This is a genomic window from Endozoicomonas acroporae (assembly GCF_002864045.1).
Lineage (GTDB): Bacteria > Pseudomonadota > Gammaproteobacteria > Pseudomonadales > Endozoicomonadaceae > Endozoicomonas > Endozoicomonas acroporae.
The window spans coordinates 1-19,467 of sequence record NZ_PJPV01000171.1; the positions used below are offsets into that span (position 1 = coordinate 1).

A 19,467-nucleotide genomic window follows, 5' to 3' on the forward strand; every position below is an offset into this window, starting at 1 on the left:
TTATTAAGAAGATTCGTTTATTGTCCGTGAATAAACAGACTTGAACGGATGCCAGTAGGCCGGTCTGATCATTTTTTAATCAAACTGTCCGGGTGGCCTGAATTGACAGGTGTTTGTAAACGACTCCAGAGCGTTGATATCACTGTTAGCAGAGGGTTTTGTATAGGAAAGAATAAGTAGCTGGCCATATGGAATCACATATTTCTGGCTACTTGGGCAGGTGCTATGCGAGGCACAACGGAGGGAGCATAGCCGTAGCTATGTGACCGGAGTTGTAACGAAGCAGAGCACCTGAACAAGGAGTCAGAAATATGTGATTTCATATGGTTAGCTACTTACAATATTGCTGTTCGCCGTAAATCACAGGGCTGTTATTAATGATCTCTTCTGTCTGAATCGTGATTTCCTGGTCTTCCAGCCCAATCACGTCAGTGCAGCGTTCACTGTTTCCGGAAAGTGAGCTGCATTCCAAAGTAGCAAAAGAGAGAGGGGCCCATAGAGTGAAAACGATAGGGGGAAAGCACTTTAGAACGATCGAGAAAATATTATACAACATAACTGATTACTGTCAGTGCCATCACTTCGCTCACACTGAGATAAAAGATGGCCAGACCCTGTTTTATTATTCTAACGTCTGACTGATGTTACAGACTCTATAGAGTTGGAAACCAGCCTTATCAGATCAGGCTTATATACCTAGTGTGACGGATTTTTCACCCAAAATCCATCCGGTCAAACAGCGTCGTATAACAAAGTGGAGATTGATGATGGCTGGTTAGTCCGGAGTCACTGTAAATGTCATCGTATCGATGTAAGTGCCTGCTGGCTTATTAATATCTGGCACTATCACCTCTACGATCATGTTTGTTGATGAACATTGATAGTCATCGGTGGCTGAAAACCCCTCTTGGTTACTATTTTTATCGTAAGACTTACTGGTTGCTTTGGAGTCTGTAACTGTAAGTTCATAGTTGATGTAATTGTTATCTCCATTTTTCAGAGCGAATTTTTGTTCAGGCCGACTGGTTCCAGTCAGGCTGGATGCTTCCAGTGAAAATGTATTAGAACCCATGGCATAAACACAGAACCGGTGGCTACCTTTGGCAGAGTTTCCACTGGGAATAAGGGGAATATTGCCCAGTTGTGATATTTGAATAACAGGCAATATCTTAAGTGTGACCTCAAATTCCATCCAGGCGGGACCAAGGCTTTTACCGTCCATAGTGGATTCAGAACTAAACCGGAAAAGGCTGCGATAGTTTCCTGTCATTCCAGTTTTCAGGATGTCTTCCTGGCGAACAGTCGCAGTAATAATCAGCTCATTATTTCTGCACAGGCTAAACCCATTATTGCCAGTCAGGGTGATCGACTGCCCTGGTTTAAATTCAGTTTTATCCTGGGGGGCTTTACCCGCAACAGATTCGATTTCAAGGGTTACAGGTACAGAGTGGCCGCCATTTTTCAAGATATATTTGCTATCAGATGCGGGGCCATAAATACTGACTTGCGGATCAAACATTGTACGAGGTCTGCCTTCTAAATAGGCAATGGTACAAAACTGCCTTTTACCGCTGGTTTCGGTATTTCCGGGAACAGACTTCTGGCCATTCCAGTCAGGCAAAGGCAGCATATCGGGCAGGCGCTTCACTTTAACCCAGTAGTTACCGTCCTGATCACAGTTGTTGCCAACACAGTCTCTATCACCATAGGCCGTTGTTACTTGAAAAGCGGTAATGCAGAAAAGAAAGAACAGGCAAGTTGAGAGAGGTTTTGCCTTTTTTTTATAGGTTTGTGTGACCACAGCGCTCACAGTATGTCCTGATAAATAGGGATTGGTTGGTTATGTTTCCAGGTTTTGACAACCTGTAGCGTTCTGCAGGCTGACTAACGGGTAGAAATGACATTATTCGTCAATAGCATTTCGCCCGGTAATCGCCAGCTGGCCTTCCAGCAACGGTGCACACTGGGCATCGGCAAGATCGATGGTGCCCATCTGCAATACATAACCGGCATCCAGTGGTTTAACCGGTAGCTGACAGAGCCAGCCATTGTTCAGTTCTACCTGCAGGTTACCGACATCGGAACGGGTTTCCAATTGGAACATACCGATATCGTCTGTGCTGCCAGGGTAGAGGCCACCGTTAATACGGGCGCCTTCCAGTGGTAGACCGTTCAACAGTAGTCGTCCAAACAGCAGCTGCAGGGGAATCGCTTCGTAATCCAGAGTCACCACATTGCCGGGGTAGAGGGTGACGGTCTTTTCCCGCTCATCAAAGCTGTACAGGGTTTCACCGGCCGGGCTCAGGCTGACCCGGTATTGCTCGTAGGGTGACAGGGCAATAATGGATGGGGAGCCGGCAATGGCATAACCACGACGCTGGCCGTTTACCTTGACGTCAAATACATCACCGGGGCGGCCATCCAGATTCACCACCAGGGCGCTCTCGGCACGCTCTTCACCACCCAGGGCAAAGACTTCACCATCCGTCAGAAAGCTGGTGCTCATACTGCCGCCCCAGGAGGTGATACTGCTGTCACTGCTCCGGGTATGGCTGGCACTGAAGCTGGCCCGGCCATAATGGTTGGCGTACTGCACGCTGCCATCCATACGTTCATCACCGGTGCCGCCTTCAACGCCGGCATTGAACCGCAGATCACCATCCAGCAGATCGCCATCATCCCAGGAGGTAGAAATCCGCAGTCGTTCAGAACGGTCAGTTACCCCATCGCGCTTGCTGATCTCAGCCCGTGGCGTGGCCCGAAAGTCCCAGTGGTCATCACGATAACGGAAACTGAAACTGACCAGGCCAATCCTGGTATCGCTGGATTTGCCCAGGCTCAGGGTCATATCGCCATCGTAATCAAAGGTGCGGAACAGGGTACGGCGATAGTCCAGGCTGTGAGTACGGGTCGGGTCCAGCGGGTCATTATTGTCGTCAAAGCCTTGGTTCAGGCTGTAACGGTAGCCCAGGCTGCCATCGAATAGGGGCATGGAAGCGGAAAGCGAGTGCTGCTCAAAGGCGTTGCCAAACAGGCCGGGGATGTCATTGCCATCATCATCAACATCATCGGTCAGTGACTTATTGTGCCATAAACGACGATAGTTGCCTGAAAGGGATAAGTCTCCCAGACTCAGACGACTGTTGACGGTAAAACCCTTGCTGCCATTATCCGCCAGCATCAGCGATGGTGAGATCTCATAACGGTAGCCAAAGTGGTAAAGCCCGAACTCCATCAGGGCATCGTCATTATTGATGGCCACCGCACCTGTGGCGGCCAGAGTATCAAGCACCCGGCGACTGGCTCCGGCGCGGGTCAGCCATTGTTCCGTCAGCTCTGGCAGGGCTTTCTCCGCTTGACGGTTCACCACCCGGCCGGTTTCCATAAAGAACAGCCATTCGCCGTTGGGTGGAATCTGGCTCTGCTTGGCAAAGAAGCGGGTTTCCGTGGTGATCCGATTGCCGCTCTCATCGAGAATACGAATTTCAATATCGTAAGCGCCACTGGGAAAGCTGCTGGTATCCAGCTGCTGGGAACCTGCCTCGAAGAACTCACTGTCGATCAGTCGGTCATCCTTGCGCACTTCCACCCGGCCACGGGTGGGCAGGAACACTGCCACCGGCATACCACCGGAGAAGTCCAGGTCTTCCCGGGTATTGTTGGAACTGTTAATGCGCAGGCCGACCATCGGCTGGTCAGAGGTCAGGTTGAAGCCAAAACCGCTGGTGGATAACAGGCCAGCGTTGTATTCAACCCCTTCAAAGTCCCGCTGGCCGTACAGCTGATTGACAGAGAAGTGGCTGGTATCGGAATAGTCCCAGCTCCAGTAGAGGCTGTTCTCTTCCCAGGCGGCCATGGTCAGGCCGTTGAGTGTATAGCTGTTATCGCTGCCCTCGGCTGTGGAGCCGGAAACCGCCGCAGAAAAGTTCTGCATCAGGGCAAAGCCCGCATCGGAAGGGGGCAGGTATTTGCGCACATCGGCGGCGCGGGTCAGCATAAAACGACGATTGATGAATATATCCACACGGAAGCGGGATTCGTCAAAGATTACCCCGGCCACCGGCGTTTCCAGGATACCGCAGTTTTGTGATGAATCATTCAGGCACACCCGATCACTATGGCTGTTCAGTTCGCCGGTCAGGGTGCTGACAATAAGGGTAGGGTCATTCAGATTACCAATCTGGCGCACCAGCTCGGCGGGGTTGGGCAGTTCAATAATGCCGGGGCTGAACGAGGCCAGCTGGGAGCCGATATAGCGGTTGCCGAAATAGATATCCACCAGGGATTGCTGGGTGCTGCTGAGATCTTCAAACCCGGCGGGCGGGTTGTTGGCGGCGAGAAAAATAGGGCCGTTGGCAAATGCCATGTGACTGACAGCGTACATGGAGAATGCATAAAGCAAGTTAACGATGCACTTCCAACGACGCATAATGATTGAAGCTATCTCCGGTTGATTGTTTTATTGACAACGCTTATTGACTCTTGTGGGTTGTTGTGGCTGTTTTTGAACCACAAAGGCACAAAGGCACAAAGTTTTTTTCCTCAAGGTTTGAGGAGGTTTTTGTTCCCATATTTTTTATGGGGATATTTTGTTTAGAGGTCGGCAACCTGGGAGTGGTTGCCGACATTGGGTTTATCTTGCTTCAGGGGCTTTCATCGGCAGCTTGGCTGGATGCACGATGAAAGACCTGACCCCGGTTTTTTGACCCCGGTTTTTGACCCCGGTTTTTGCGATGAAAGACCTGATCCCGGTTTTTCTTCGGTTATCGTAACCCCGGTTGTCGTTCGGACTCCGGTTTTGCGGTCTTGTGCTTATATAGGAGCAACTGTTACGGTAACAGTGTCTTCAAAAGTACCTTCTGTATTGTTGGGAGTTCCATCTAAAGCAACGGCTAACTGGTTAACACATGTACCAGAGGAAACTTTTGGATCTGTCGTCTTTGGCAATGAACCAGTGGTTGTTCCATTGTTATTTGAACCAGCTCCCCACTTGAAGATATCTGAGCTATCAGAAGCTTTTTGTAGAGCAACACTATATAAAATTGGGTTTCCACCTCCATCATTACCCAATGTCAAATTATTTGTACCCGTACCATTACTTGACTCGATAGTCATGTTGTAATTGGCTGCATTGGTATATACACAAACAGGTGTAGTGGTTTTCTGGTTTGGGTCTGGATTTTCAGTTCCTGACACCTGATTTGCGATCAATGTAAGATCTTCTAATCCGTAAACTTGTATTTCTGTAGCATTAAACAGAGTAATTTTGAATGAACCTTCAGATGATGTTGCACTCAGCTCACCATCTGTAGCAGCAACTGCTGTGACAGCCCCAAACACCCCCCCAGAAACCGCCGCAACCAACGCCAATGCTTTTATCGTTTTCATTTTTACCCCCACGCAGTGCTTAACTGCCCTTCACCTGTGATTACATTATAATCAATTGTCGTTTAGTTGATGAATAGAGAAAAGGGAAGTATCAAGAGTGAACAGCCACCAGAGACATATGCCTAAAGTTAAGCCTAACCAATCACAATCAATAATTCACACCTTCCAAAATCCAATCACAAATACTTCCGGACAAACACCAATAATGCTTAACCTCCAACCAAAGTCTTCTACTCAAAGAGCCTGATTTCTGTTGCAAACACTTGGCCACTCATTATATTGAACCCTGATTGTTAAATATTACGGACAAATACACAAGACTTTTGAGACCTGTATCACAATAAATTTTGCAATTTCTCTGTTTTTACCAGTGGCGCGATTGCAGCAAAAGGCAGAGGAAACTTGCCTCGGAGGCACGGAGACAAGGAGGTTGCAAAGTTTTTTCTTTACCGGATATTATCACAAATCTGGAAGTTACTTCAGAACTATTCCTTAATATCTGCCATAAATGGCACTCTTACTCCCCGGCGTTCACCAATCTGACCTGATAACGGGGGAAGACAGCGTCAATCGAGATCAGTTCCAGGCCTTCTGCCTGAGCCTGGGCAACCAGCAGGCGGTCAAACGGGTCTTTGTGAATCATGGGCAGCAAGCCGGACAGCTCAGCATGGTAAGGGGTGATAGAGAGCGGTGAAAAGCCTTCATCTTCAAGGCAGGATGTCAGTTGGTCAGGGGCATTAAGTTTACCGATTCTTTTTTTTATGGCGATTTCAAGCATGCTGGCCGCACTGATATAAACCACATTTTCAGCATTGGCAATTAATGAGCGGGTACGCTGGCCAAGCCTGGGGTTATCATCAAGCCACCAGAGGAAGGCATGGGTATCCAGTAACAGGTGTCTGCTCTTCATTCCCCGCCCCCGAACAGGTCAATTACGGACTCATCTGCCTCGTCAAAATCATCGGACAGGTGAATTTTGCCTTTGAGCAGTCCAGGCTTACGGGCTTTTCGCTCACGGTACGGAATCAGTTCAAGGTAGGGTTTGCCAGCCCGTGAGATCACTACCCGCTCACCACGCCAGGCGAGCTCTCCCAGCTGAGATAAGCGACTTTTAGCCTCATGCATATTGATGATACGGTCAGGTTCAGAAGCGGGTGACTCAGACATAGGTAAATCCTTCAGTTTGATTAGCTAACAATAGCTAACCTTTGAGGCACTGACAAACCAGTCTGAATGTCATGTCCTGACATTATGTTATCAACGAATGAACTGTTAATCCCTTCTTAAGCTTTTACGAGCAGCAGGCGAAAAGCGCCCCCAACCAATACCCCCCACCCCCCAAATACCCTATCATCACCCCTCTACCACTAATCGGATCTGCCCATGCTTGATGTTGTCCTCTACCAGCCGGAAATCCCCCCCAACACCGGTAATATTATCCGTCTCTGTGCCAATACCGGATTTCGTCTGCATTTGATAGAACCCCTGGGCTTTGAGCTGGATGATCAGCGATTGAAACGGGCGGGTCTGGATTACCATGAGTTTGCCGAGCTGAAGATTCACCCGGACTACCCGGGCTTTCTGGAATCCGTCAAACCAGGCCGGGTGCTGGCTCTGAGCACCAAGGGAACCAGTAATTACAGCTGCTGCACCTTTCGAGAAGGGGATGCCCTGCTGTTTGGCCCGGAAACCCGTGGCCTGCCAGCAGAGATTCTGGACTCTTTGCCGAAAGAGCAGGTGCTGAGATTACCCATGCTCCCGGACAGTCGGAGCCTGAACCTGTCCAATACCGTGGCGGTGATGGTTTATGAAGCCTGGCGGCAGATGGGGTTTGTTGGTGGGCGGTAAGCGTTGTTAAACCACAAAGACACCAAGGCACAAAGGAAAAGCTTGTCACTGTTACTTTGTAGCCTTACTGCCATATTGTACGCAATAAAAAGGCACAAAAGACTTCGTGTCTTTGTGCCTTTGTGGTTACAAGCTTTCAAAGCAAAGCTATTTGTTAATTAACCGCTTCCGGCTGCTGCTTGGCAGACTGCTGTTCGCGGGCCTGCATATACAGCGCGTCGAAGTTGACTGGTGCCAGCATAAGCGGAGGGAAGCTGCCGCGCAGTACCAGGTTGTCGATGGCTTCGCGGGCATAGGGGAACAGGATGTTCGGGCAGAAGGCACCCAGGGTACGATGCAGTTCTTCTTCATCCAGACCTTTGGCCAGGAAGACGCCTGCCTGATGTACTTCAGTCACGAAAGCGGTTTCCTTCTTATCTGAAGGGTTTTTGCCGGAACCGTTTTCCACGGTTACCGTCAGGGACAGAACCACTTCGTACAGACCTTCTTCAAGAGGGCGGTTGCTGGTGCTCAGGTCCAGTTTGACTTCTGGCTGCCACTGCTTCTGAAAGATCTCAGGGGCCTTTGGTGATTCAAAGGAGATGTCTTTCGTGTAGATTCGCTGCAACGCAAACTGCGGAGCCTGCTGTTGTTGAGAAGCCTGCTGATGATTTTCAGCCATTGTCATTTCCTTACTTTTGATGAGCTAATGATAAGCCAAGCGAATATCGCATTTTGGTAATGATCGTGCAGATTGTCCAGCCAGAGCCTATTTTCGGACCACTGGCAGGTTGTCAGAGGCCCAGGTGGACATACCACCCTGTAGTCTGACCACATTGGCAAAGCCCTCGGTTTTCAGGGTTTTGCCAACACTGCCGCTGTGCTGCCCCATGGCATCTACCACAATAATGGTCTTTTCGCGGTATTTCTCCAGTTCACTGGAACGTTCCCTGATTTTTGTATAAGGAACGTTAATGGCGTTGACGATATGACCTTTGGAAAAATCTGCCTTTTCCCGGACGTCGATCACCACGCCCTGGTCCTGGTTGACCATCTGGGTCAGCTGGGCGGTGGAAACGCTCTGCCCACCCTTGCGCATTTCAGTAAAGGCCAAAGCGCTGGCCAGCGCCACCAGTGCACCAACGTGCAGGGGATGGTTAATGATAAACTCGATGAATTGTTCCATGCCGACAAGCTGTCAATCTATAAATTGAAAGGTGGCAAGTATACTGATCCCGTCTCAGGAAAGTAAGGGAATGACGACGGAAAAAAGTGCTGGCCGACTTTTTGTGCGCCTTTTTGTATGTACGGTGCGTTAGTACAAAAAGCTATCGCCAACTAAAATGACCTACAAACGCTGTCGGTGATATTTGTGCGGAAAGTTTCAGAAAATTGCAGAGACTTCCAGGAGATATCGCCGGTTGACACCCCCTGGTGTGATAGTTTGCGCTGTTCACTCAAGAGCAGGTATTGCACTGGAAACCGGCGGCAAAGCAGGTAGAATGCCAACCATTCCACTCACCATAAGGTTGGTTCAAGAGATCGCGCTGATAAGTCAGACATTCAGCCTCTTCACCAGCCTTCCCGTTCGCCAAGGTTAAGACCCATGACTGATAAGCGCACACCTACCGCCCTGATCATCCTTGATGGTTACGGCTACCGTGAAGAAAAAGACAGCAACGCCATTCTGGCCGCCAAAACGCCGGTAATGGATCGTCTGTGGCAAGAGAACCCGCACAGCTTCGTTTCCGGTTCCGGAATGGACGTTGGCCTGCCCGATGGCCAGATGGGTAATAGCGAAGTTGGCCATATGAACCTGGGTGCAGGCCGCGTGGTTTACCAGGAACTGACCCGCATTACCAAAGCCATCCGGGACGGTGACTTCTATGAAAATGAGGTGATTACCAGCGTTGTCGATAAAGCCATTCATGCCGGTAAAGCCATTCATATTATGGGGCTGGTATCTCCGGGTGGTGTTCACAGCCATGAGGACCATATCCATGCCATGGTTGAACTGGCTGACCGTCGTGGTGCCAGAGAAGTCTATGTTCATGCCTTCCTGGATGGCCGTGATACACCACCGCGCAGCGCTGAAGCGTCCCTGGCAAAGCTGGATGCCATGTTGCAGGAAAAAGGCATTGGCCGTGTTGCCAGCCTGATTGGCCGTTACTACGCCATGGACCGTGACAACCGCTGGGATCGTGTCCAGCAGGCTTATGATCTGATCACCGATGGCCAGGCCGAGTTCACTGCCGCAACCGCGGTTGAAGGCTTGCAAGCCGCTTATGAGCGTGACGAGAACGACGAGTTTGTTAAAGCCACCGTGATTGGTGCTGAAGCCGCCAGACTGAACGATGGCGACGCACTGGTATTTATGAACTTCCGTGCTGACCGTGCCCGTGAAATCACCCGTGCCTTTGTTGATCAGGACTTCGATGGCTTCCAGCGCAGCCGTGTGGCCGATCTGGCCGGTTTTGTGATGCTGACGCAGTACTCTGCGGACATCGATGCCCCCTGTGCCTTCCCGCCCAGCGAACTGGTGAACACGCTGGGTGAATACATGGAGAAACTGGGTAAAACCCAGCTCCGTATTGCGGAAACCGAGAAGTACGCGCACGTTACCTTCTTCTTCAGCGGTGGTCGTGAAGAGCCGTTTGATGGCGAGAAGCGAGTGCTGGTGGCCTCACCAAAAGTCGCTACCTACGACCTGCAGCCAGAGATGAGTGCTCCGGAAGTCACTGATCGTCTGGTTCAGGAAATCCGCAGTGGCGAGCACGACCTGATCATCTGTAACTACGCAAACTGCGACATGGTTGGCCATACCGGTGATTTCAATGCAGCGGTTAAAGCGGTGGAAGCAGTAGACGCGAGCATTGGCCGTGTGCTGGAAGCCCTGGACGAAGTCGGTGGCCAGTGCCTGATTACCGCGGACCATGGTAATGCCGAACAGATGGAAGACCCGACCACGGGTCAGGCTCACACTGCCCACACCTGTGAGCTGGTGCCACTGGTGTATGCTGGACCACAAAGCATTCAGCTGAAGGATGGTATTCTGTCTGACCTGGCACCCAGCCTGCTGGCGCTGATGGGTTTGGAACAGCCTGCCGAGATGTCAGGAAAGTCCCTGCTGGTTAATTAAGCTGCTCTGTTTTTTCGATTAAAGTCTGAAGATAAGTGACAGGCTTATCTTCAGATGTTGTCGGACAACACAGGTTAAATGCCTTCACGTCGGTTTCTGTCAGGATAGTGATGGCTTTGATGATATTGCTTCGGGTGAAAGGGGCGGTCAGAGTCAGGTTCTACCGCCGAAGAATGCCTTTGAGTCGGCACTGGCTGTGTATGCCAGTTTCGATTGAGTTCTACATTAGATGATATGGCGGTGCGCACTACTTGCACAGTTTGTTGATCAGGGAGAGATCTGGCCAGTAAAAGATCATCAACATAGGGAATCTCGGTAAAACCCTGCGCCAGTAAAGCATCCGGACAGAATTTACTTAATTCTTCCGGAGTAGCTTGAAAGGTTGTCTGTTTGTATTGAGTCACTTCTCTATAACAAACTGATCTTGTCGGCTGGGACTGACATGAGGGGCTGTCATCATTTGGCTGTGAAGTGGCCTGATGCATGAAAGAAGTAGGTTGGGCTGATGCACACGGTAGACCGTTTGCAGTCTTGGTGGTCATTTGGGTAGGTGAAAATGGTGTTTGTTGAGGCCTGTCTGGCATCGATGTCTGCGAAAATTGGCCGGGCAATGGATATTTGCCTGACTGACCAAAATAGGAATTAAAATTATTCATCGGTAGCGTACCTTTAAATCTTTTATCAAGTTATTTCGGTCTCACGATTTTTACAAAGTATCATAATAGATGAATATTTATTTTTAGTTTGATTTTAAATTCGAAAAGAAACATTTATTTCATTTGCAGCGGTTATCAAAGATCTGAGGAGTTGTTCAGATCCCTGTCGGTAAAGACAGGGATCTGCAAGGCCCTGATCGATCAGGAAACAATATCCAACAGTTCCACTTCAAAAACCAGCGTCGTGTATGGACCGATGGCACCACCGGCTCCACGCTCACCATAAGCCAGGTGATAAGGAACAAACAGCTTCCACTTGGAACCTGTGCTCATCATTTGTAGCGCTTCCGTCCAGCCGGCAATCACACCGGATACCGGAAATTCTGCAGGCTCTTCCCGTTGCACCGAGCTGTCGAATACGGTTCCGTCAATCAGTGTGCCATGGTAATGGGTTCTTACCGTGCTGGCACGGGTTGGTTTTTCGCCATCGCCTTCAATCATTATTTCAAACTGCAGGCCGGATTCCGTGACCTGAACACCTTCACGTTTGGCATTTTCCGCCAGGAACTGCTCACCTTCGGCAGCAAGCACCCGGGCCTTTTCCGCTTCTTCTGCCTGCAGGCGTGTTTGCATTTCAGTAAAGGCCGCGTGCAGGTCTTCGTGGGCAACAGCGCTTTCGACACCGTTCAGGGCATCTGCAAGGCCAGCCAGAACCGCATCAATCGATAAGCCCGCGATGGGGTTGGAGGCCAGTTGATCGCCCATCTGGCGACCAATACCGTAGCTGACCCGCTCTTCCATGGTTTGGTAAATATCAGACATCAATTATCAACTTCATATAGGAATTAAGCGTGGGAGTATATCACGATTAGCAGGCCATCCATTGATATCTGATGGTCAGCAATACCTGACTGTCTACAGTATGAACTCACTTGGTTAATTGCCAATGTGTGCATATTAATTGGTTCAACCCATTTTCAGGCGATGGAGTTGGCAGGCCCAATCATCGCGATCAGTGCTTTGATAAAATCCCTCCCCTTGATCTGGTAATTATTCACAGGCGGATTGGTCAATAGCAAGTCGTTAACCCTGTGCTCAAAGTCATGACGGCGAACATGGTTACGCAATTTCATTTGCAGATTCTCAGTCAGTGCATGAAGGCGTTGTTGTTCCTGAAGCAGGTCCGTCAGGTAGTCTGGCTCTTTGGGGGGGGCAGCAGATGGCAGGGCGATAAACTGTCTGGCTTTATTCAGGGTCAGCAGGGAGCGCATAAACAAGCCATAAATACGCTCATTGGGGCTTTCAGGGTGATTGAAAAGAATGGTGCGTGGTATTGGAAATACCGTGCCTTTCTGCAATTGTTCGGTCAGTGGGTCAAGGTTATCAGCGAGGTATTCCAGCGTATTGTTCAGTAATTTGATCTCTTCATTAAACGGCAAACACCATACCGGCCGATCAACGCCGGAAACCTGAATGGCTGCTGCCTTCGCATCGGTTACTCTGTCATCAATATTGACCTGGAGTCCCATTGCTTTCATGCCCAGATCACCGTCTTTCAAATCAATATTGTAGGCATATGGCAGTTTAATCGCCCGACACCCCGGGACTCGCCAGATGACGACCCCCTGAGGAATGTCTGAATCCTTGTCGGTATTCAGTGCCCGCAGTTTTTCAACGAGCGTTTCGGCAGACACTTTTGTCGTGCAGATAATGTCAATATCATTAAATGATAAGCAGCGGTTCTGTAAAAAACGCGCGTATGAGCCGGTAACCAGGATGGGTGGATTGGTATGAGAGTGGTTGATTTCCTGGATAATCTCCAGAGCTTTCAGCGTGAGCCCATTTAACTGCGGAACCTGATTGTCAGAACGCTCCGGTCCACCTGTTGCTGGCCGCTCTGTTGAACCGTGCTTTTGAGTTTGAGCCGCATTGACGGTAACTGCGGCAGACGTATTTTCTGTTTCTTTGAGGTATTCCTTAACCTGATAAGGGTATGGAGCTGCTCTGCCAGGATTGACGGAGGATGGCGCTGGAGAGGCAGGGGCTGCATATCCACGTCGGTTATAATTGATCCGCCCCGGAGCAATGGCATGTTCCTGTCTGATCAGTAACTCATCCATCAGGTTGGCTGCGGAACTGTATTGTTCAAACCAGCAGCCCAGGGCATGGCGCAGGCTGCTTCCCCGGGGAAAACTCTGAAGGGACTCCAAAACCTCATTCTTATGGACTTGTCGTCCATTAACCGGGCGTCCGGTGATACAGCAGTGTGCCAGGAAGAAAAAATGCAGGCGTGAGTTCTGAAATGAGCACCTCAGTGTTGTGATGGATTGCAATACCTGTTCTGCTGACACGCTGCGATGATCAATGGTCAGTTCATACTGCATCGCCATGAACTTCAATACACATTTCAGCCGCTTCTGGAGATCTTTAGCCGGTGCGCTGTTTAAGATTTGCCAGGCCGTTTGAATGATCTCCTGATCTTCGTTGACTTCATCGTACCACTGAGGTTGTTTCAACCTCTGCATCAGGTATTCAGCTTGCCTTGAAGAATGATTCCCGGAGGCTTTATCAAATGCTGCCAATACAATCTGGTTGTCCAGGGTGTTGCTATTCACTTCACTGGCATTCAATGCCAGCTGAGCATAAAAAATTGCTCTTTCGAGCAACCAGTTGCCCCGTTCATAGGCCTTGATCACTGCATCCTGGCTGACCTTCCGGCCATTCAACAGCAGGCCTCTCAGGCAACATTGTTCCTTGAAGCGTACTAACCCCAGTTTGCCTTCCGGACTCTTCGGGAAGGCCCTGGCCACTGCATCCGGCGTGACCGGCTGGCCATTCAACAGGAGGTCTCTCAGGCAACACTTTTCCTTAAAGCGCGCCAGCCCCAGCTGGCCTTCTGAAGTATCCGGAAAATCCTTGATTACCGCATCTGGAGTGACCGGTTGGCCATTCAATTCGATTCCCCTCAGGCAACACTCCTCCCTGAAGCGCGCTATCCCCAGTTTGCCTTCCGGACTATTTGGGAAACCCTTGACCACCTCATCCGGTGTGACCCGCTGACCTTTCAACCTCAGCCCCATCAGACAACATTGAAGCCTGAAGTGCGCTACGGATATTTTACTCTCAGGATTATCCGGGAAAGCCTGAACGACACTATCCGGTGTGATCTGCTGGCCATTCAACAGCAGGCCTTTCAGGCAACATTTTTCCTTAAAGTGTGCTATGCCCAGTTTGCCCTCCTGACTATCCGGAAAATACCTAATCACGTCATCCACAGTAAGCTGCTGGCCATTAACCGACATTCCCCTCAGGCAGCATTCCGCCTTGAAGCGTGCCAGAGCCAGCATTGCTTCAGAGGCCTCATAACCCTTAATCACTGCATCGGTTGTCACCGGTTGGCCATTCAACAACAGCCCCTTCAGACAACAATGTTCTTGAAAGTGCGCTATCTCCAGTATTGCTTTAGTGGCCTGAAAATCTTTAATGACTGCTTCCGGTGTAACCCGTTGGCCGTTCAACTTCAGGCCCTTCAGGCAACATTGTTCCTTAAAGCGTGCTATCCCCAGTCTACCTTCCGGACTATCCGGGAAATCCTTGACTACTGTCTCCGGTGTGACCTTCTGGCCATTCAAGGCCAGGCCCATCAGGCAACATTGTTCCTTAAAGCGGGCGATCTCCAGCGTTGCCCTGACTGCCCGAAGATCCTTAACCACTGCATCCGCAGTGACCGGCTGCCCGTTCAACGGCAGGTTGCTCAGGCAACACGACGCCTTAAAGCGCGCTAACGACAGTTTGCCTTCCCGGCTATCCGGGAAATCCTTAACCACCGCATCGGCTGTAACAGGTTGGCCATACAACGGCATTTTCCTCAGAAAACATTCCTGCTTGAAGCGCGCTATCGCCAGTTTGCCTTCCGGACTACCCGGGAAATCCTTAACCACCGCATCCGTTGAGACCTGTTGGCCATTCACCGGTAGTGCCTTCAGGCAGCATTGCGCCCTGAAGTACGCTGCCCCCATTTTGCCTTCCGGATTATTCGGGAAATCCTTGATCACCGCATCCGGTGTGACCTGTCGGTCATTCAACGGCCAGCCATTCAGGCAGCACATTGCTTTGAAGCGTGCCTGCTCCAGTGCTGCCCTGGCCATCTGAAAACTCTGGATTATCGCATCGGGTGTGACTGGCTGGCCATTTAATGGCAGGTTCTTCAGAAAACATTGCTCCATAAAGTAAGCCAGTTCCAATTTTGCCCCGGCCATCTGAAAATCCTTAACGACTACATCTGCTGTGACCGGCTGGCCATTCACCGGCAGGCGGTTCAGGTAGCATTGCGACTTAAAGCGCGCCAGCTCCAGTATTGCCCCGGAGACCTGAAAATCCTTAATCACCACGTCCGTTGTGACCGGCTGGCCATTCAGCATCAGGTCTCTCAGGCAACATTCTGCCTTGAAGCGCGCTATCTCCAGTATTGCCCTGATGGCCTGAAAGTCATTAATTACCGCATCTGCTGTGACCGGCTGGCCATGCAATGGCAGCTTCCTCAGGCAGCATTCCTCCTTGAAGCGAGCTATCCCCAATTTGCCTTCATGGCTATCCGGAAAAGCCCTAACCACCAGATCCGGTGTGACTGGCTGGCCATTCAATAGCAGGCCTTTCAGGCAGCATCGCTCTTTAAAACGCGCCAGCTCCAGTGTTGCGCTGGCTGCCTGGTAATCCTTGGCCACCGTATCCGCTGTGACCGGCCGCCCGTTTAACATCAGGCCCTTCTGGCAACATTGTTCCTTAAAGCGGGCCAGCTCCAGTGTCGCCCCGGCTGCGTGATAATCCTGAACCACAGCTTCTACTGTGACCGGCTGGCGATTCAACGACAGACCGTTCAGGAAACATCGCTCCTTCAGGCGCCCTATCTCCCGCATTGCTCTGGCTGCCTGATAGTCCTTGACTACCTCATCCTGTAACACTGGTTTGCCATTCAACATCAGACCCTTCTGCCAACACAGTTCCTTAAAACGTGCCAGCTCCAGTGTTGCGTTGGCTCCCTGAAAATCCTTGATCACCGCATCCGGTGTTACTTGCCGACCATGCAATGCCAGGCCCTGCAGGCAACATTCCGCTTTGAAGCGCGCCAGCTCAAGCATTGCCTGGATTGCCTGGAAATCCTTAACCACCGCCTCCGGTGTCACCTTCTGGCCAAGTAACAACAGGCCCTTCAGGCAACACTCTGCCTTAAAGCGTGCTATTGCTAATTTGCACTTATTGTTTTGACCCGGTTTTCGGTTGAATTCTTGAATGACCCGATCCGGCGTCACTTTTTTATTGCCAGCCAGCACGTTCTCCAAGCAGAGTCTTTGCAGGAAAAAGCCACTTCTGATCGACGTTGTATCATTGCTAAAGGCGGTAAGCACTTCAGCCACGGTAATTACACGTCTTTGTAACTGTTTATTTTGCCAAAAAGATTCTTCCAGTTGCCTGCCATAATCCGGGGTGGAGGCTCTGCCTTTACCTTTATATTTATAAGACTGACGGTTTGCGACACTTTTACCGTTAAATGTACTTCTGCTGCGAGCAGAAGGCCTGCCTGAACCTGCTTCCCGGTTACCAGCAGACACGCGCTGGGCATAGGTTGATACCGTTGTTTTCAGAATAAAACCCTGAACAATCAGACTTTAAATACCGCCTTTGACCACAAAATGATTATTAGGTTCATCAGCCAACCTGTAAAAGCGCCATAAATGCTTTATTGCCAAACTCAACATCTAAAAACTGCACGACGCTGGCTGGCAATGACCTCACCACTCGATCTGACCTGCCACCATGGCTGAGAGAAAGAAAATCATGGAGCAGATTGAGCATATTGCTGTTGGTCAGTGATGAACTGGTTCTTTTGCAGGATGCAAGCCTGGATGGACTGATTGACTTATGTTCCAGCCAATATCTCTCTTCAACCGTTTCAATACAGACAGAAAAAGCGATGAGTAAGTCTTCTTCCTGCACGGGATCAATCTCAACGAGACCCTGCAAATCTTCAGAGGGTAAGGAGCTGCCTAAAATCTGTTTGCCAAGGTCTTGAACTTTTTCTCCAAGATGTTCAGGACAGACGAGAACGTTCCAGTATTCAATGAGAGATTGCTTGACCTCATGGTAAGGTGCCAGACGATCAATCCCCGCTATTCCCCGATTGTGCAAAAATAATAAAAGATGGAGATAAACATAAACCGGCTCTCCAACTTCTCTACCGAACTTTGCACCTAAACCGTCGATATGCTGCTTTCTGTTGTCAATAAGCTGAGAAAGAGAAGGAAGCGTGCCACGTCGGGCCTCTGAAAAGATATTGTTCAGTACAGGAATACGAACATGATGTTTGTGATAACGCTCTATTTGATGAAAATCAGTTCCCGTAATTCTTTGCAGCTGAGCAATCTGACCAACCAGCGAACTCATATGACTTGGCAATGCAACCGCTGACACTCTGCTCGATGGAAAAACCTGATGTACTTCATAGGAACCAATCGTCCTTTCCGGTGCAGAAGCGCTCATCCGGTTTTCTGCAAGACCGATTTCTGGTTCAGACCTTTTCCGGGAAGAGTCAACTAATGGAGGTTCTGACATCCGTTTTGCACCAGGAACCCGGTGCCCGACAGACGAGTGATAATGAGTATCCATGATATTTAAGTTTCAATTGCCAGGGTTGTTGTCTTAAATTCCTTGCTCCCATGTAAATCCTTATCAACAGTGCCTATTCTAGCCCGGATATTTCATAAACTGCCCCGAATCTCGCGCACGACCACATGGATGTGGGAGATAGGGTGACGCAGGATGCCGAAGCCGAGGACTTTGTCGCTCTAAGGGATTTTGTGAGGGAGCGCGGTACCGGGGAGTACGGTCGACTGAGCAAAACTCCCTTAGAGTGGCAAAGGGCAAGCGAGATCGGGAGCACGTTTATGAAACTAAAGTAATAGTTCTTATGTCTTAACTTAATACCCGGACCGAAATGGGGGCTGAGAGTCGTTCCATACCGGGCTTCATTGATAGCACCTGAAACAGGAAAGGACCAGGAACCATGTCTTTAGCAGTACTGACCAATATTTTCATCATGGTAGCGTTGCTCTATCTGCTCTACCGTTTCCAGAAACACTGCCTGCCGTTCAGCTGGCAGGTATTTATTGCCCTGGGTATGGGCGTGGGTTACGGAACCTGTTTACAGCTTTTTTATGGTTACCCTTCTGAGACCCTGACCGAGTCCATCAACTGGTTCAATATTGTTGGCAATGGCTATGTCAGTCTGTTGAAGATGATTATTGTGCCCCTGGTCATGGTGTCCGTGATCTCGGCTATCCTGAAGCTGAAAGGTGCTGGCACCCTTGGCAGGATCAGCGGCTGGATTCTGACATTGCTGATGGTCACCGTGTCTATTGCGGCCGCCATTGGTATTATTTCCGCCCTGGGTTTTGGTTTGAGTGCCGAGCCCATTACCTCCGGTGTTCGTGAAGCGGCTCGTGGGGAGCAGCTGCTAAACACGTTGACCAGCATAGAAAACCTGTCAATTCCCTCCATGCTGATCAGTCTGATCCCTGCCAACCCGTTTATGGATATGACCGGAGCCCGCAGCACTTCCATTATCGGCGTGGTGATTTTCTCTGCTTTTATCGGTGTCGCGGCGCTGGGTCTCCATCCTGAGCAGCCTGACGAGACCAGCCACTTTGAGCGAACCGTTAACGCTGTCCACGCCATTGTTATGCGTATCGTGACGATGGTATTGAATCTGACCCCCTTCGGTATCCTGGCCTTAATGACCAAAGTGGTGGCAGGCAGTAACGTCACCGACATACTGCAACTGCTTCAGTTTGTTATTGCCTCTTATGCAGCGCTGATTGCCGTGTTGGTGGTTCACCTGATCATGGTCACCATGGTGGGTGCCAACCCCATCCGGTTCATCAGGAAAACGTTGCCGGTACTGATCTTTGCCTTTACCTCCCGGAGCAGTGCGGGCACCATGCCGCTGACCATTCAGACTTTGACGAAGGGCCTCGGGGTTTCTGAAGGCGTGGCCAACTTTGCCGCATCTTTCGGTACTACGATTGGGCAGAATGGTTGTGCGGGCATTTATCCGGCCATGCTGGCCGTGATGATTGCCCCCACCGTGGGTATTGACCCAACCAGCCTCAGCTTTATCGGCACTCTGATAGTGACCATCGCTATCGGCTCGTTTGGCGTGGCCGGTGTGGGTGGTGGCGCAACCTTTGCGGCACTGATTGTGCTCTCGGCCCTCGGCCTTCCTGTTGAACTGGCGGGTCTGTTAATTTCCATTGAGCCAGTGATTGATATGGGCCGGACTGTCGTCAATGTCAGTGGTGCTATTACCACCGGCTTTGTCAGTGGTCGAGCCATGGGTGAGGTGGATATGGAAACCTTCAACCGCAAGGCTTCCCTTGAACTGAATCAGTGAATGCTGTGGAT

At 50.2% G+C, this 19,467-nt stretch carries 14 protein-coding genes; 3 read left to right on the forward strand and 11 right to left on the reverse strand.

The features are described from left to right. Positions 1-775 precede the first annotated feature (775 nt). The 5 genes from CX664_RS22525 to CX664_RS22545 form a co-directional block, all read right to left on the reverse strand. Complete coding sequence (locus CX664_RS22525) at positions 776-1,810, reverse strand: hypothetical protein (protein WP_101748899.1); 1,035 nt, start codon at positions 1,808-1,810, stop codon at positions 776-778. A gap of 93 nt (positions 1,811-1,903) precedes the next feature. Beyond that, positions 1,904-4,384, reverse strand: a complete 2,481-nt coding sequence (locus CX664_RS22530) for a TcfC E-set like domain-containing protein (protein ID WP_180966592.1) — start codon at positions 4,382-4,384, stop codon at positions 1,904-1,906. A gap of 428 nt (positions 4,385-4,812) precedes the next feature. Further along, positions 4,813-5,388 carry a hypothetical protein gene (locus tag CX664_RS22535; protein WP_101748901.1) on the reverse strand — a complete coding sequence of 192 codons (576 nt, stop codon included), beginning with the start codon at positions 5,386-5,388 and terminating at the stop codon, positions 4,813-4,815. 517 nt (positions 5,389-5,905) lie between these two features. Further along, the gene (locus tag CX664_RS22540; RefSeq protein WP_101748902.1) at positions 5,906-6,298 is read right to left on the reverse strand and encodes a type II toxin-antitoxin system VapC family toxin; all 393 of its coding nucleotides are present in this window, start codon (positions 6,296-6,298) and stop codon (positions 5,906-5,908) included. Then, entirely contained in the window at positions 6,295-6,555 is a 261-nt protein-coding gene (locus CX664_RS22545; RefSeq protein ID WP_219622271.1) for a type II toxin-antitoxin system Phd/YefM family antitoxin, read from the reverse strand. The genes CX664_RS22540 and CX664_RS22545 overlap by 4 nt, the downstream gene beginning before the upstream one ends. A 216-nt stretch (positions 6,556-6,771) precedes the next feature. On the opposite strand from CX664_RS22545, the gene trmL reads away from it, so the two are divergent. After that, positions 6,772-7,236 carry a tRNA (uridine(34)/cytosine(34)/5-carboxymethylaminomethyluridine(34)-2'-O)-methyltransferase TrmL gene (gene trmL / locus CX664_RS22550; protein ID WP_101748903.1) on the forward strand — a complete coding sequence of 155 codons (465 nt, stop codon included), beginning with the start codon at positions 6,772-6,774 and terminating at the stop codon, positions 7,234-7,236. A gap of 154 nt (positions 7,237-7,390) precedes the next feature. Here trmL and secB read toward each other — a convergent pair whose 3' ends face one another. Both secB and CX664_RS22560 read right to left on the reverse strand, forming a co-directional pair. Beyond that, positions 7,391-7,897, reverse strand: a complete 507-nt coding sequence (gene secB, locus CX664_RS22555; protein ID WP_219622272.1) for a protein-export chaperone SecB — start codon at positions 7,895-7,897, stop codon at positions 7,391-7,393. Positions 7,898-7,984: 87 nt separating this feature from the next. Next, positions 7,985-8,401, reverse strand: coding sequence for a rhodanese-like domain-containing protein (locus CX664_RS22560; RefSeq protein WP_101748905.1), 417 nt, complete (start codon positions 8,399-8,401; stop codon positions 7,985-7,987). Positions 8,402-8,821: 420 nt separating this feature from the next. On the opposite strand from CX664_RS22560, the gene gpmM reads away from it, so the two are divergent. Beyond that, a complete protein-coding gene (gene gpmM / locus CX664_RS22565) occupies positions 8,822-10,354 on the forward strand; it encodes a 2,3-bisphosphoglycerate-independent phosphoglycerate mutase (RefSeq protein WP_101748906.1) in 1,533 nt (510 codons plus the stop codon). A gap of 74 nt (positions 10,355-10,428) precedes the next feature. Here gpmM and CX664_RS26660 read toward each other — a convergent pair whose 3' ends face one another. From CX664_RS26660 to CX664_RS22585, 4 genes are all read right to left on the reverse strand, one after another. After that, entirely contained in the window at positions 10,429-10,758 is a 330-nt protein-coding gene (locus CX664_RS26660) for a hypothetical protein (RefSeq protein WP_180966593.1), read from the reverse strand. Between the two features lie 453 nt (positions 10,759-11,211). Next, the gene (locus CX664_RS22575) at positions 11,212-11,832 is read right to left on the reverse strand and encodes a BamJ family beta-barrel-assembly machinery protein (protein ID WP_101748908.1); all 621 of its coding nucleotides are present in this window, start codon (positions 11,830-11,832) and stop codon (positions 11,212-11,214) included. Between the two features lie 155 nt (positions 11,833-11,987). After that, positions 11,988-16,619 carry a hypothetical protein gene (locus CX664_RS22580; RefSeq protein ID WP_101748909.1) on the reverse strand — a complete coding sequence of 1,544 codons (4,632 nt, stop codon included), beginning with the start codon at positions 16,617-16,619 and terminating at the stop codon, positions 11,988-11,990. A 97-nt stretch (positions 16,620-16,716) separates the two neighbouring features. Continuing rightward, complete coding sequence (locus CX664_RS22585) at positions 16,717-17,619, reverse strand: hypothetical protein (protein ID WP_101748910.1); 903 nt, start codon at positions 17,617-17,619, stop codon at positions 16,717-16,719. A 451-nt stretch (positions 17,620-18,070) separates the two neighbouring features. On the opposite strand from CX664_RS22585, the gene CX664_RS22590 reads away from it, so the two are divergent. After that, positions 18,071-19,456 (forward strand): L-cystine transporter, encoded by a 1,386-nt coding sequence (locus CX664_RS22590; RefSeq protein WP_101748911.1) that lies wholly within the window; start codon positions 18,071-18,073, stop codon positions 19,454-19,456. Positions 19,457-19,467: the final 11 nt, after the last annotated feature.

Coding starts and splice junctions, on each gene's coding strand:
- CX664_RS22560 (WP_101748905.1), bottom strand. CDS start 8,401: ATGGAACAATTCATCGAGTTTATCATTAACCATCCCCTGCACGTTGGT.
- CX664_RS22540 (WP_101748902.1), bottom strand. CDS start 6,298: ATGAAGAGCAGACACCTGTTACTGGATACCCATGCCTTCCTCTGGTGG.
- trmL (WP_101748903.1), top strand. CDS start 6,772: ATGCTTGATGTTGTCCTCTACCAGCCGGAAATCCCCCCCAACACCGGT.
- gpmM (WP_101748906.1), top strand. CDS start 8,822: ATGACTGATAAGCGCACACCTACCGCCCTGATCATCCTTGATGGTTAC.
- CX664_RS22590 (WP_101748911.1), top strand. CDS start 18,071: ATGTCTTTAGCAGTACTGACCAATATTTTCATCATGGTAGCGTTGCTC.
- secB (WP_219622272.1), bottom strand. CDS start 7,897: ATGGCTGAAAATCATCAGCAGGCTTCTCAACAACAGCAGGCTCCGCAG.
- CX664_RS22530 (WP_180966592.1), bottom strand. CDS start 4,384: ATGTACGCTGTCAGTCACATGGCATTTGCCAACGGCCCTATTTTTCTC.
- CX664_RS22575 (WP_101748908.1), bottom strand. CDS start 11,832: ATGTCTGATATTTACCAAACCATGGAAGAGCGGGTCAGCTACGGTATT.
- CX664_RS22585 (WP_101748910.1), bottom strand. CDS start 17,619: ATGTCAGAACCTCCATTAGTTGACTCTTCCCGGAAAAGGTCTGAACCA.
- CX664_RS22535 (WP_101748901.1), bottom strand. CDS start 5,388: ATGAAAACGATAAAAGCATTGGCGTTGGTTGCGGCGGTTTCTGGGGGG.
- CX664_RS22545 (WP_219622271.1), bottom strand. CDS start 6,555: ATGTCTGAGTCACCCGCTTCTGAACCTGACCGTATCATCAATATGCAT.